The 15,207-nt window shown below is 31.7% G+C and carries 12 protein-coding genes; 3 read left to right on the top strand and 9 right to left on the bottom strand.

What is annotated here, in order from left to right:
• The first annotated feature begins 31 nt into the window (after positions 1-31).
• Positions 32-1,273, top strand: coding sequence for an NAD(P)/FAD-dependent oxidoreductase (locus G6N05_RS02235; RefSeq protein WP_166124934.1), 1,242 nt, complete (start codon positions 32-34; stop codon positions 1,271-1,273).
• A gap of 42 nt (positions 1,274-1,315) precedes the next feature.
• Here the strand turns inward: G6N05_RS02235 and G6N05_RS02230 are convergent, their stop codons facing one another.
• Positions 1,316-1,924, bottom strand: coding sequence for a hypothetical protein (locus G6N05_RS02230; protein WP_166124933.1), 609 nt, complete (start codon positions 1,922-1,924; stop codon positions 1,316-1,318).
• Positions 1,925-2,117: 193 nt separating this feature from the next.
• Between G6N05_RS02230 and G6N05_RS02225 the strand changes: the two genes are divergently transcribed.
• Both G6N05_RS02225 and G6N05_RS02220 read left to right on the top strand, forming a co-directional pair.
• Positions 2,118-3,713 (top strand): FAD-dependent oxidoreductase, encoded by a 1,596-nt coding sequence (locus tag G6N05_RS02225; protein WP_166124932.1) that lies wholly within the window; start codon positions 2,118-2,120, stop codon positions 3,711-3,713.
• A gap of 789 nt (positions 3,714-4,502) precedes the next feature.
• The gene (locus tag G6N05_RS02220; protein ID WP_166124931.1) at positions 4,503-6,329 is read left to right on the top strand and encodes an alkaline phosphatase D family protein; all 1,827 of its coding nucleotides are present in this window, start codon (positions 4,503-4,505) and stop codon (positions 6,327-6,329) included.
• Positions 6,330-7,262: 933 nt separating this feature from the next.
• Here G6N05_RS02220 and G6N05_RS02215 read toward each other — a convergent pair.
• From G6N05_RS02215 to G6N05_RS02180, 8 genes are all read right to left on the bottom strand, one after another.
• Positions 7,263-7,637 carry an endonuclease domain-containing protein gene (locus G6N05_RS02215; protein WP_166124930.1) on the bottom strand — a complete coding sequence of 125 codons (375 nt, stop codon included), beginning with the start codon at positions 7,635-7,637 and terminating at the stop codon, positions 7,263-7,265.
• Between the two features lie 365 nt (positions 7,638-8,002).
• Positions 8,003-8,743, bottom strand: coding sequence for a Tim44 domain-containing protein (locus G6N05_RS02210; RefSeq protein ID WP_166124929.1), 741 nt, complete (start codon positions 8,741-8,743; stop codon positions 8,003-8,005).
• A gap of 174 nt (positions 8,744-8,917) precedes the next feature.
• On the bottom strand, positions 8,918-9,700 hold the full coding sequence (locus G6N05_RS02205; protein ID WP_166124928.1) for an SseB family protein: 783 nt from the start codon (positions 9,698-9,700) through the stop codon (positions 8,918-8,920).
• Between the two features lie 3 nt (positions 9,701-9,703).
• Positions 9,704-9,904 carry a YqaE/Pmp3 family membrane protein gene (locus G6N05_RS02200; protein WP_166124927.1) on the bottom strand — a complete coding sequence of 67 codons (201 nt, stop codon included), beginning with the start codon at positions 9,902-9,904 and terminating at the stop codon, positions 9,704-9,706.
• Positions 9,905-9,920: 16 nt separating this feature from the next.
• Positions 9,921-10,394 (bottom strand): hypothetical protein, encoded by a 474-nt coding sequence (locus G6N05_RS02195; RefSeq protein ID WP_166124926.1) that lies wholly within the window; start codon positions 10,392-10,394, stop codon positions 9,921-9,923.
• A 155-nt stretch (positions 10,395-10,549) separates the two neighbouring features.
• Entirely contained in the window at positions 10,550-11,083 is a 534-nt protein-coding gene (locus G6N05_RS02190; RefSeq protein WP_166124925.1) for a GIY-YIG nuclease family protein, read from the bottom strand.
• On the bottom strand, positions 11,052-12,194 hold the full coding sequence (locus tag G6N05_RS02185; protein WP_166124924.1) for a PD-(D/E)XK nuclease family protein: 1,143 nt from the start codon (positions 12,192-12,194) through the stop codon (positions 11,052-11,054). Before G6N05_RS02185 ends, G6N05_RS02190 begins: the two co-directional genes overlap by 32 nt.
• Positions 12,195-12,201: 7 nt before the next feature.
• Positions 12,202-15,201 carry a type I restriction endonuclease subunit R gene (locus tag G6N05_RS02180; protein WP_166124923.1) on the bottom strand — a complete coding sequence of 1,000 codons (3,000 nt, stop codon included), beginning with the start codon at positions 15,199-15,201 and terminating at the stop codon, positions 12,202-12,204.
• Positions 15,202-15,207: the final 6 nt, after the last annotated feature.

Genomic DNA, 15,207 nt, shown 5'->3' with positions numbered 1-15,207 from the left:
TAACATATTCTTACAAACAAAAAAGAAAAATATGACACAAGAATTTATTGATGTTTTAGTAATCGGTGCAGGCCCGTCAGGATGCGTTTCTGCCTCGTATTTACATAACAATAATGTTAAAGTAAAAGTAGTTGAAAAAACGAAATTTCCAAGATTAGTTGTTGGTGAAAGTTTAATTCCAAGAGTAATGGATCATTTTGATGAAGCAGGTTTATTTCCAGCTTTAGATAAAATGAATTTTGAAAAAAAGCTTGGAGCTCGTTTTATTAGAGGAAATGAAATTTGTGTTTTTGATTTTAGTGATAAATTTTCTGAAGGTTGGGATTGGACATGGCAAGTTCCTAGAGCTGATTTTGACAATACATTAGCAAAAGAAGTAATCAACAAAGGAATTGATTTAGAATTTGAATCAGAAGTAATTGCTGTACAATTTGAAGGTAAAAATTCAGTTACTACAGTGAAAGACAAAGATGGTAATTTAAAAGAAATTCACGCTAAGTTTATTATTGATTCAAGTGGATATGGTCGTGTTTTACCTAGATTATTAGATTTAGATACACCTTCAAAATTGGATCCACACTCTTCTATTTTCACTCATGTTCAAGACAAAAACAGACCAGAAGGTGAAGAAGGAACTTTAATTTCATTTGATATTTTAGAAACAGAAGTTTGGTTATGGGTAATTCCATTTTCAAATGGCAACACAAGTTTAGGTGTTGTTGGACCAACTTCATTTATTAATGCTTTATCTGAAGGTTCTAATAGCGAATCTTTAAGAAAAGCAATTCAATTATCAGATTATTACATCAAAAGATTTGGTGATGTAGAATTTTTATTCGAGCCTGTAAAACTTGAAAATTATTCTCGTTCAGTTAAAAAAATGTATGGTGATGGTTTTGCTTTAACAGGAAATAGTTCAGAATTTTTAGATCCAGTATTTTCATCTGGAGTGGCGTTTGCTACAGAATCTGGAATGTTATCAGCAAAATTAATTCATAAAGAATTAAATGGAACTGAAGTAAACTGGGAAACAGAATTTGCTGAATATATGAAAAGCGGTATTGGCGTTTTCACTACTTATGTAAAAGAATGGTATACTGGAAATTTACAAACCTTATTTTTCCATCAACCAGAAAACCCAGATGTAAAAAGAAAAATATGTGCGGTATTAGCGGGTTATGTTTGGGATCAAGAAAATCCTTTTGTGAAGAAACACGACAACGTAATTAAAAATATGGCCCATATGATCAATATGGAAAAAGAAAAACAATAAAAAAAAGGGCAATTTAAAATTGCCCTTTTTTTATATACTTTATTATTTAATTTGCTTTAAGATAAGCTTAGCTAAAGTTTTTCCAGTTTTAGCAAATCCTTCACCAATTCTACTTTCATTACTAAAGTTATTTCCCCATTGATCTCCAGGAGCATCATTAAGTTTTGCTGAATATAACACATTTGATCTGTTAGCAGTTTCAACTAATCTAATAGTAGTTGTTACTTTAGCTGGTTGTTTCATAATAGCAACATCCCAACCTGGAAAAATCCAATCTACTTTTACTTCAACTGTATATTTAGCAGATTTGTTATCTTCTTTAAAAACAATATTTTTCTTTTCTTTAAATAAAACAACATTAACTAATTCTAAAAATTTTGGGTTCCAAATCATTTCTTTGCTCCCAGCCCATTTTTTAGCCCAAGAATCTCCAACACCTGGTGTCTTTTTATTTAAATCTTCAGTACGGTTTTTAATGTATTCCGCTTCTGTAAGATTTTCTTTTAATAATTTTAAATTTGAATAATCAAATTCAACATTTACAGATGTTTGATCTTTCAATGATGCTAAACTTCCTGTAGCTTCTTTAACTGATTGTGCATTAACAAAAGCACCTATCATAAAAACGATTGCAATAAACTGTTTTTTCATAAATTGTATTAATTAGTTATATGATTCAAATATATCATTTTTATAAATGAATACATATTAATTTATTATTATTTTTTATCCCTTGTTTTTAACTTAAAAGCCTGTGAATATTATAACTTAACATCACAATACTATAACTTACTAAATTTCAAATTATTATATCTTTACTTATATCGTAAAAAAAAGAAATAAAATGAATACTTCCAACCAAACATCCACACATGAAGATGGTACGATTACCTCAGGTAAAAATTTATCTTGCTGGTTTACATCAAACATAGAACCACTCTCTTTTGAGAAATTAAATGAAAATATTGATACCGATGTTTTAGTTATTGGTGGTGGAATATCCGGACTTACAACAGCTTACTGTCTTGCAAAAGAAGGAAAAAAAGTAGTTTTGGTTGAAGACGGATGTATTGGAAGTGGTGAAACCGGAAGAACCACAGCACATCTTTCTTGTGCCTTAGATGAACATTATTTTGAAATAGAAAAAACATTCAACACAGCAACTATGCAATTAGCGGCTGATAGTCATATGGCTGCCATTAATTGGATAGCGAACACGGTAAAACATCATGAAATTGCTTGTCATTATAAAAAAGTGAATGGCTATTTATTTTTACATCCTTCAGATATTCAAGAAACTTTAGATAAGGAATACGAAGCAACTATCCGTGCAGGATTAACTACTGAATTGTTGCAATCTGTTCCGTCTGTAGCTGGCGAAGAGGGACAGTTGAGTATTAAATTTTCAAATCAAGGTCAGTTTCATATCTTACTTTATTTAAAAGGTTTGGCAGATGCTTTTATAAAATTTGGTGGAAAAATTTATACGCAAACAAAAGCAGAAGATATTACCGATAAAGGAGCTAAAGCAAACGGATTTACAGTAAAAGCCAATCATATTGTTGTAGCTACCAATACTCCAATTAACGATTGGGTAACCATGCATACCAAACTATGGCCTTACAGAACGTATGCAATTGCTGTAAAAGTGGCAAAAGGAAAATTACCTTATGCACTTTGGTGGGATACTGGCGACCAAGACTCAAAATGGATTACAAAACCTTATCATTATGTTCGATTAGAAGCGTTTGATGAAAATTATGATTTATTGATTGCTGGTGGAGAAGATCATCGTACCGGACAAGCAGATGATGAAGATATTAAAGAAGAAGACCGTTATGCAAATTTAGAAAAATGGACAAGAAAACACTTTCCAGACATTGAAACTATTGAATATAAATGGTCTGGTCAGGTAATGGAACCAATTGATTCCTTAGCCTACATTGGTAAGAATCCAGGTGACGATAACATTTACATTATTACAGGAGATTCTGGTAACGGAATGACACATGGAACACTCGGCGGAATCATTATCACCGACCTAATTAACGGTAGAAAAAATCCTTGGACAGAAATATATAGTCCATCCCGAATTACACTAAATACTACAGGTGATTATTTAAGCGAAGTGGGAAATATGGTAGCACAGTTCGTAGATTGGTTCACTCCAGAAAATGTAAAAGAAGTAAGCGATTTAAAACTAGGTGAAGGTGGTATTATTGTTTCAGGAATGAAAAAAATAGCTGTCTATCGTGACGAACATAATAAATTGCACAGCAGTTCAGCCGTTTGTCCGCATTTAGGTGGGATTTTACAATGGAATGCAGATGAAAAAACATTCGATTGTCCTTTGCACGGTTCGCGCTTTACAACGGATGGTAAAGTAATAAATGGACCCGCTTCCACCAATTTAGAGAAACAAACTATTACGGATAGTTAGTGTTTAAAATTTTAAACATATAATTAATATAAGTTTTTTTTAAACACATAATTCTTCACGTAAATCCCAAATCTAAAATCCCAAATAATAAAACACATAGACTCATAGGTTGGATTGTGGGTAAAGGAGCTCCGCTTAATATAGTTCACATAAGTTGGGTACGCGGATTTGGCAGATTGTTTTTTTATTGGATTGTGGTTATTGGTACGCGGATTTGGCGGATTGAATTTCCTTTGTATTGTGGTGAGGGATTGGCACGGATTTTTGAAAATCTAAAGATTTTGTATTGCGTACAGTTTGTCATTCCGACCTTAGGAGGAATCTCATAATCTACTTACACAATATTACCCTCAATCTTGTCATCCTGTAAGCATCTCACACAAACCTCATCTACAATCTTGTCATCCTGAACTCGTTTCAGGACCTCAAACAAATAACCCTTCCAGAGTTTGGAACTCTGGAAGGGTTTCTCGTATACTTACCCGCAATCTTGTCATCCTGAAAGCATCTCACACAAACCACTTCCGCAATGGTTAACCACATAGTGCTTCACGTAAATCCCAAATCGTAAATCGTAAATCCCAAATCTTAAATAATAAAACACATAGGAATATAGTTTAGACTCCTCTAAACATAGAGCATTTAAGATAAGTACTCGGATTTGCGCATTTAAATTTACCTAAGAATACTATCTCCTCTTATTTTATAATATAAGGATAATAGTAATTTAACATCCTTTCATGGTCTAAAAATTAATATTGCAATTGAAAAAATTTATAAATATTTAATATGAAAAAAATTACTTTATTTCTGGCTTTTATGACTTTTGCTTTAGGTTTTAGCCAATCAAACTTAACATTAGACCCTTGTTTAAAACCATTTTATCATGGTATCGCTTCTGGAGATCCATTAAAAGACAGAGTAATTATTTGGACTAGAGTTACGCCAGATGATATAAGCATTGTAACTATTTCTGGAACTTGGAAAATTGCTACAGATAATCAAATGAACAATGTTATTTCAACCGGTTCTTTTACAACAGATACAAGTAAAGATTTTACAGTAAAAATAGATGTAACAGGATTACAAGCTCAAACCTATTACTATTATCAATTTCACACTAACGGATTAGGAAGCCCGATTGGTAGAACCAAAACAGCTCCTGGTGACACTACAACAAATGCTCGTTTTGGAGTGGTTTCTTGCGCTAACTTAGAAGCCGGCTTTTTTAACGTGTACAAAGCCATGAATGTCAGAAATGATATTGATGCAGTACTTTGTTTAGGAGATTATATCTACGAATATGAAACAGGTGGTTATGAACCGAATACTGCTACACAAAGATTTTGGCAACCTGCTACAGAAACCATCACTCTTGCCGATTACAGAGCACGCTATTCCGTATATCACTTAGATCCAGATCTTAGAAGAAACCATCAATTATACCCTTGGATTCCAATTTGGGATGATCATGAATCTGCAAATGACAGCTGGAAAGACGGCGCAGAAAATCATAATACAGGTGAAGGCAACTGGCAAACCAGAAAAAACGATGGTAAACAAGCTTATTTCGAATGGTTACCTATCCGTCAAACCAATCCTACAGATCCTTATCAAATTTACAGAGAGATCACCTACGGTAAAACAATCGACTTAATTATGCTTGATACTCGTTTAGATGATCGTGAGGAACAAATTGGAACCACAGGAACCAGTGTAAACAGTCCAACCAGAAAAATGATAAGTGATGCACAAAAAACCTGGATGAATGATAAACTACTTAATACTACATCAAAATGGAAGTTTTTAGTACAACAAGTTATGATGGCTCCGGTAAGAGTTTTTGGAACTCCAATGAATGAAGATCAATGGAATGGCTATCCGGCTGAAAGAGATAATCTTTCCAATTTTATTGTAAATAATAACATTAATAATTTTGTTGTTCTAACTGGTGATATACATACTTCATGGGCAAATGATTTACCAAAATCAAATTATGTTTCTAGTACTGGAGCTGGATCTTGGGGTGTTGAGTTTGTAACTCCTAGTGTAACTTCTCCTGGCGGTCCAGTTGAACTTATATTTGGAAATTCATTCGTGAAATATAAAGAAGGAAGCAAAAAAGGTTTTATTATTCTTGACGTCACTTCTCCAAAAGTACAAGCAGATTGGTATTATGTAAATACTATCAATACTTCTTCATCGACACATCAAGTTGGAGCTTCTTGGTATGTTCTTGACACTGAAAATCATTTGCGTCAAGCCACAAATCCTATACTCGCTTCAACTGCAATTACAAATGTTATACAACCTGATCTTTGCTTTACTCAAATACTAAACACTAACCCAATTGCTGAGGAAATTAAAATACTTTCACTATATCCTAATCCTTCTGATGCCTTTTTCACAATACATTACAACATAAACCAATCTGGAACAGTACATTTAAAAATTATTGATCTAACTGGTAAAGAACTTAAAAATTTTACAACTTCAAAACATTCTGGTATTTGGACAGAAAGATATCCAACAGATGATTTACCAAATGGTACTTACATTGTAACTATCACTTCCGATAATTCTATAACTACTCAAAAATTGATAATTAGTCATTAGAAGCAAAAATTGGAACTCTGGAAGGGTTTCTTGTATACTTACATTCCATCTTTTCTCCCGAAGCTTCGGGACTGTAAGCCTCTCACATAAATCACTTCCGCAAACCGAATTAAACAAAAAACCCTTCAAGAGTTTAGTGCTTTTGAAGGGTTTCTTTTTTAGAACAATTATGTCAGCCTGAGGTTGTCAAAGTCCTCGTAAATCCCAAATCTAAAATCGTAAATAATAAAACATATAAGTCATATAAGTTTTTTTACCACATAGTTCTTCACGTAAATCCCAAATCTAAAATCGTAAATAATAAAACACATAGACTCATAGGTTGGATTGTGGGTAAAGACGCTTCGCTCCAAATAGTTCAGATAAGCTATGCGTACAGTTTGTCATTCCGACCTTAGGAGCAATCTCATAATCAACTTACACAATATTACCCTCAATCTTGTCATACTGCAAGGATCTCACGCAAACCTCATCAAACAAAAAACCCTTCCAAAGTTTCTAAAGCATCTTAGAAATTATATTTAAAACTAAAAGTGTTAATAAGTATTGTCCCCTTGAGGGGACTTTAGGGGTGTCAACTTTTCAACTTCCACAAACCTCATCAAATAAAAAACCCATCCAAAGTTTCTAAAGCATCTTAGAAATTATATTTAAAACTAAAAGTGTTAGTAGGAATTGTCCCCTTGAGGGGACTTTAGGGGTGTCAAACTTTCAACTTCCACAAACCACTTCAAAAAAATACCCCTTCAAGAGTTTAAAGCTTTTGAAGGGTTTCTTTTTTTAGATTAATTGTGTCATGTTGAAACCGTATCAGTGGTTAATCCTTCTAAGATAATTAGATACAAGTCTATAAAATTCTATTTAAAACTAAAAGTGTTAGTAGGTATTGTCCCCTTGATAGCTTGTTCCGATATCGGAAGGATTTTAGGGGTGTCAAACTTTCAACTTTAAAAGTTCTTCTATTTCATTTTCCAAAACCAACAAAACCGAGAACATATTATTTTTAACTTCTAAGTCAGAAAACCTTAAAAACTTTACACCTTTATTTTCTAATTCACCTTGTCTAAATTTATCATATTCATATTTAAACATATGACTATCACCATCAATTTCAATAGCTAACATAATCTCATGACAATAGAAATCTACTATATAATTTAGCATGGGTACTTGTCTATGAAACTGAACCTCGAAGCCTTTGTTTTTTATTTTTTGCCAAAGCAAAACCTCACTTAATGTACTGTTTTTTCGTAACATTCTCGAGTATTCTTTTAAGTGAGGTGAATAAGGAATTATTTTATTTTTCATGGCTTATATTATATTTAGTATTACTTTTTCAATTCTATACAAAACTCCCAACACCCCTAAAGTCCCCTCAAGGGGACAATTCTTCTAAGAAAATCTGGTACAAGTTATAAAATTCTAATTAATTTTAAAAGTGTTAATAGGTATTGTAACTTCTATGAAACAATCCTTCTAAGAAAATTAGATACATGTCTGTAAAATTCTAATTAAAACTAAAAGTGTTAGTAGGTATTGTCCCCTTGATAGCTTGTTCCAAAATCGGAAGAACTTTAGGGGTGTCAAGCAAACCACTTCCTCAAACCTCATCAAAAAAAAAAAACCTTCCAAAGTTCAAAACTCTGGAAGGGTTATTCCTATACTTTTACAAACTACCTTGCTAGTACTGGATTAGCAATTTGTTGCGCTACATTAGCAGGAATCACATTTGCTAATTTTGCAAAACCTAAAGAAGTTGCACCTTGTCTGATATCATCTAAAAGCCATTTCCCATCTTCATATTTAAAAAACCAAACATAGTCTAAGTCTTGGTATCCTTTTTTTCCTTCGATTATTTTGTTAGTTTCAATGTCTAATAAATAATCTTCTGCCTCAATATCAATTCTGATGGCTATTCGGGTTCCGTTTAAGTTTTCTTCTGACGAAAATTCTAAATACAAAGGATTTACTTTTTCTAAAGTACGTAATCTGGAAACATTCTTTAAATTCTGACTTTTCCAATAATCTAAATTTACAATTTGCTGATTGCGCCAATACCAATTATTTACATATTCTTTCACCTCTGCCATATCTTCTTTCGCCCAAGCGATATACACTCTTCTAACAATGTGCGAAAACTCTTTTTCTAAGTCAATCCAATTGAAATTCTTATGTGTAGCACTTAATTTCAACAATATTTTTTTGTTTTTCATTACCGCTATTTTCTCTGTAAAATACACATACAAGATAAAAGGCAACAACACAATGGTAAGTATACCTAATAGTATTTTACCCCAAAACGATTTAAATAATCCTTTGGCAATATACCCACCCGGACCCGCAAATGCAGGTTCTACTGAAAATAACAACACCACTACTAAAATGGTAAACCAATTGTTTTTTAAAAACTTCATAACACTTAATTTTTAATTTAATTTTTATAACATCTCACTTAAACTTTCTCTACAAACAACTCTTCAAGAGTTTGGAACTTTGGAAGGGTTTCACGAATACTTACTCTAAATCTTGTCATGCTAAAATCGAAGATTCAACGAAGTTAAAGGACCACATAATCCTTATCCAAACATCTATTTCTTCTTATAAAAATAATCAAAATTACGTGCTGTTTCGTACCAACTATCCTCTTTAGTAATATACATAATTTCCAAAGTTTGATTAAAATTCACACCTTGCATTCCATCATTAACATTATTCATAACTGCTACACGAGCATTTTCTGAATACTGTTCTAATACAAAAGCCAAAATCAAAATACTTTCTTCTTTACGCTGCATAGCAAAATGAAACACTTCTTCAATGTTATTATTTTTGCTAAAAGCATTTTGCAATTGTGTTTTATGCGCACCATCAATAGGTTGTATAGGTGTTCCCACTAAAACGTCTGTATCCTCTTTTATCTCTTGGGCATTAAAATTTTCTCTATTTCGTTCTAAAACAAACATAGTCGGCTGGTCACTATCAATAACTACTCTACCGAAACTTTGTTGTTCAGAAATTTCTAAAACAGATTTGGCTGGCATAGCCATAAAAGGAGTTTCTTTAGTTATCCATTTAGAAAGCGTTTCTTCTGATGTAAAAACACCAAAAGCTAACAAACCATCAATATCAAAAACACTTGTAAAATTAACCGCTTCCCCTTTTTTCAAAGTCTTCCATTCATTTGATTTACTATTCTCATCAGCTGTAGGAACTATTAAACAGGCTTCATCACCATACAATTCCTCAATTACTTTTGCATAGGAATCAGAACTCGAATCTTTATGATACTGCGCTATAAGTGCCAATAATTTAGTATTATCTGGCGTAAATTTTTTTTCTTTTTTTTCGAATAGATTTTTAAATAAGTTCATATATTAATATCTTTTTAATTCTTTAATCATACTTTTAGTTCTTCTATCAGCATACATTCTATTTAAGGATGTAACTGCCCAAATAAAAGCAGGAATCCAACCAATAATTGTTATTTGTAATAACAAGCAAATAATGCCTGATAAAACTTTACCTTGAAGTATTAAACTTAACCAGGGTAAGAAAAAAGCTAAAACATAACGCATATAAATATTCTTTAATTTATTTTAATTTCTCTACAATCTCATTCAAAGTTGCCAAAGGCAAAATAACTACTGTCTCTAGATATTTTTTCTCAGCGACTTCAAATAACAAAACGCCCAACTGTTCCTTTTCATATCCTACTGGCTTTACATGAAAAGTTAAGGTTTCATAAGTGTGCTCTTGTTTATTACTTACAAACTTACCATAATCGGCATGATAGTTTACTTTATTTTCTGATAGGGTAATTACTTCTTTCCCACATGTATTCCAATGATACAGTTTATAGAAATGATACGCAAATAGTGTACTCAACCCTATTCCTACTAAATACATAATATGAAATTCAGCTCCTAACGTTAATCCCAATACCATTCCGAATATTGGCATAACAAATATGATTAGCCCTAAAAAAGCCAAAAACCCACGCCCTATTTTAGAACTTGGTTGTACGTATAATTCTATTTGATTGTTTGATAGATGGTATGTTTTCATTGTTGTATTTTTATTCTTAATGTAATTCTCAATTTTGTCATGCTGAAAGCATCTCACGCAATCTAATGTCAAGCTCAAAGTCAGGAGACTTTGCGCAGCGGGGCTTCTTTTTCGTATTCTCTATATTTTAAAACTTTTGACATTATAGTTATTTTTTATTTTTTACCTATTAAAGGGTTTAATTTCTCTCTTACTTTTTGTTCTAAAGTAGTAATAATGAATTGTTTTATTTCTTTAGAAAATGAATTATCTAAAGGTAAAACCCAATAACCAATTTCAAAATCATGCAAATTGAAATTCTTTCTATTTGCTAATTTTAAACCATAAGTAGCATGATTATTATGATGTGTTAAATGTTCATTTATCCTTTTGGAAAGCTTTTCGGATTTACCTACATAAAAAGAGTAAGAGCCATTTAATTCCTTGTTGTTTTCAAAATTTATATTAATTGCATTAGGGGTTTTAAGAATCCCTTCTTCATTCCATTTTTCTTCTAATTCCTTAAAAGAATGAAATTTATCCTTTTGTTTCAAAAAGAAAACATAAATACCAAATTCCAGTTTTAAATTTGAAGGAACAGAATCAACCTTATTTTTCAGTATTGTTTCTATTACATTTTCAACTAATTCATCTGTAAAAGTGTCTTTAAAAACTGTTTCAAATTGTGTTGCAAAGTTGTTTATTTTCATTTAATAAAGTTGTTTTATCTTCATATCCTAAAGCGACTAATTGTTTGTGTATAAAGTTTCTTTTAGATTCTAATTCACTTATTTTAGCATCTATAAAACTTGATAAATTTTCCAAATTAGATTCTGTTAATTTAAAAACAATAAATCCGATATGTGCTGAGTTTTTATTTTTAAAATCACTTTTAATAAAACTACTGTCGAAAACATTTGAACTCAGCACTTTAATTATAAGATTATCATAATAACCTCTTGCCCTATCATCTATTTCAACTACTAGTTTTAATTCTTTTTTCTGTAAAATTTCATCTGGAAAAAGGGTATAAAATACTCTTACATCATTATTTTTATCCCAAATTTGTTTAAAATTATTAGATCCGCCATAGACATCCCAATTATATTTAGTTGCAACCGAATTTATCGCTGCATTCACAAAACGAGAAGCTTCTTCTTTGAATCCTAAAACCTGCTCAATTTTACTCGAGTGATCTAAATAAAACTTAATATTGTCATTCATTACTGTTTCGTTTGTTATGTACTTTATATTTATAATAAAATCTTCTAAATGGATTTTTTCCCTATCCGATAGTATTGAGAAATCAATATATTCTTCCATCTTTGAAATCCATTCGATATGTGATATACTTATAAAATTAGAATTAGAACTTGGCAAGTTAATGAGTGCTAAAATGATTCCAACTTTATTGTCGCTCTCATAATGTGAAAAAGTATCCCAATAATTAGCTAAATCATTATGAAGCCAATGATAAACCTTGTTTTCTATTAATATTGCAGATTGTGTTGCTTTTGAATCGATAACAATATCAATTCTTCCTAAACTTTCAAGAGTTACATATTCCAAAAAAACATCATAGTCTTTTAATTCTATCTTTTTATTAGATTTTGTTTCAATCAAATCTAAAAGACTAGAAATAAACCATTCTGATATTTTAGGAGATGCCTGTAAATTTAAATAATGAGCATAAATTTTACTAATTGCATTCTCTTTTGTTCTAATATTTACAATATCTAAGTAGGTTATTTCATAATCCCTTTGTTTTGGAAAAGGAGTTGATAAAAAAAATGACAATTCTTTTATTGAGTAAAAATCCATAACTTATTTAAGCCCTCCACTCTTTAAACTGTCCTTCTGCTTGTTCCATTATTTCTTGTAAAATAGCATTAAGTTCAGAGATACTTACTTTACCTCTTAATTCTTTTTTTACAGCTAAACGAATTGCCGCTTTAGCATCTTCTTTATTCGTCCAATCTATTTGAAGATTATTTTTTACTGCTTTTACAACTTCGTGAACCACATTTTGGATTGGTCCTTCTTCGTTGATAATATCTTTTTTTGCTGAAATGATATCATAAAAAGCCAATTCTTCATCTGACAAACCTAGTTCAGATTTACGCTTGTCTTCATTTTGTATTTCTTGTGCTCTATGAACCAATTCGGCAATTGTAGTATAGGAATCTATAGCGTTTAAATGATATCTATCGATAACTTTTTCTAATTCCTCTTTTAATGAAGTGTACTTTTTAATGTTTTGAGGCAAACGCATTTTTATTTCGTCTTTCAAAATATTTTTAAGCAATTCAATTTTTATAGCCATACTGTCTTTATCTTTTTTAGCACCTAACAAAAAGTTTTCGTCTAAAATAGATATATCAGCACGTTCAATTCCTGCCATGGCAAAAACATCTACAATGTCGTCGGATTCTATACTTCTACTTATTAATTCTTTTACTTGTTCTGCAGTATTACGTTGACCGCCTTTTACAGATTTTGCATTTCTTATGGCTTTTGATAAATGCTGAGCAAATAAAACATCAATAGCAAATTCTTGAATTTCAGTTTGTGATTTTACAATAGAAAGTAAGCCCGTTAATTTCTTTTCTTCAAGCATGTATTGATTAGCGACTTCTTCGTGCTTAATGATACCACTCAAAGCTTTTCTAACCAATAACATTTTATCGCCTTCACGTAGAGCTTTCCAGTTACTATAATCAATTTCTTCTTGTAGTAATGACTTACAAACTGTCACTTGATGATAAAACAACTCTAATGCTTGATGCATATCTATAGTTGGTTCTCCTTTACCACCACTTCCAGTGTATTTGTTTGTGGCTTTTTTTAATTGGTCGCCAATACCTATATAATCTACAATTACTCCTGATGGTTTGTCTTTAAAAACTCGGTTAGTTCGTGTTATAGCTTGCATTAAATTATGACCTCTCATAATTTTGTCAATATACATAGTATGCACACAAGGTGCATCAAAACCAGTTAGCCACATATCTCTAACAATAACAATTTCCAAAGCATCTTTTGGATTACGAAAACGCTTTTTTAAAGCTTCAGTTGCATCTTGTGTTCGAATATGCGGATTCCATTCTTGAGGGTCTTTAGAAATATTACCTGTCATAACAACAGCAACTTCAGGACAACCTTCTAATGCGGTTAGCGCCTCATACATTTTTACACTATTTCTTCTACTCATACAAACTACCATAGCTTTTCCAGGCAAAGTTTCTGTACGATTTTTATAATGCTTTAAAATATCTTTAGCAATTTTCTCCACACGATCTTGCGAACCAGCTGCATCTTCTAATGCTGCCCATTTTAAATTAGAACTGTCTTCATATTCCCAAGTAAGTAAATCTACATCGGAATCTAAGTTTTCATTGGCTAAATGTAGTTTTGCTAATCGAGGTTCATAATAAATTGGAACCGTTGCTTTGTCTTCTACTGCTTGTTTAATATCGTAAACGTGTATCGTATCTCCAAAAACTTCTTCCGTATCGGCATCTTTGCTGTCAACTGGAGTTCCTGTAAAACCTATGAATGATGCATTAGGTAAGGCTTTTCGTAAATTAGAAGCATATCCATCTAACAAACCATATTGGGTTCTGTGTGCTTCATCTGCCATAACAATAATATTATCACGTTCAGATAAAATAGGATGTTCTATTTCTCCTAATTCGTTATCGGTACCTCCTTTTAAACGGAATTTTTCTATAGTTGTAAAAATTACACCACCGCTTCCAGTTGAAAGTAATCTTCTTAAATCATTTGTAGAATCGGCGTGTTGTACATCACCCACTAAATCTTTAGCTAATACAAAGTTTTCGTATAATTGAAAATCTAAATCACTACGATCCACCTGTACTACAATAGTTGGATTTTTAAGTTCTGGTAAACTTCTTAGTATACCAGCATAAATAGCCATTGAAATACTTTTACCACTACCTTGTGTGTGCCAAATTACGCCAATACGTCCATCTCCATAAGGTTTGATGGCTTTTTTAGCCGCTTCAACCGCAAGATTAACTCCAAAATATTGATGGTATTTGGCTCCTTTCTTTATTAAAGTCCCGTTATGGTCTTCAAAAAAGATGAAATTTTTAATATAGTTTAGTATTCTTTCTTTTGGAAACATTCCAAAAATTAGGGTATGCATTTGGAAATCGTCATCTTCAATGGTGTTGCCGTTGGCACTTTTCCATGCGGCATACCATTCACTTTTGGCATTAAACATACCGTGTTGTGCTTGGTTGCCATCACTAATTATAGTAAACATATTATATTCAAACAACTGTGGAATATCTTTAGTATAATGTCCGATTTGATTTAAGGCTTCTGCTAAATTGGTGTTTTCATCAAACCAGTTTTTTAATTCAAATACAATTAACGGTATTCCGTTGATATAGATGATAACATCAGGGCGACGTTTGTTTTTCCCTTTAATACTTAATTGATTGACTACCCAAAACGTATTGTTTTCAGGATTTTGAAAATCTATTGGATAAATATGAATGGCTTTTTCCGTATTGTTTTCATCTTGGTATTGGTAAGCCATACCTTTGGTGAGTTTTAAATGAAAATCACGGTTACGGTACAATAAATCAGCACCTGTATTATTTACAAATTCCGCTACAATTAAGGGATACAAATCAGCTGGCAAATTAGGATATTGCTTTTGAACAAACGCTAACAAAGTAGCTTTATCCACCACTTCGCTTTCTGGAAAAGTAAATGTTGTACCATGCTTGTGTGTGTAACCCAAATCGGATAACCAGTCAATGGTAGCTTGTTCTATTTTGGCTTCTGTTGTCATATTTAA

Origin of the sequence: Flavobacterium bernardetii (assembly GCF_011305415.1) — a bacterium.
GTDB classification, from domain to species: domain Bacteria; phylum Bacteroidota; class Bacteroidia; order Flavobacteriales; family Flavobacteriaceae; genus Flavobacterium; species Flavobacterium bernardetii.
This window is presented reverse-complemented; position numbering and strand designations above follow the sequence as displayed.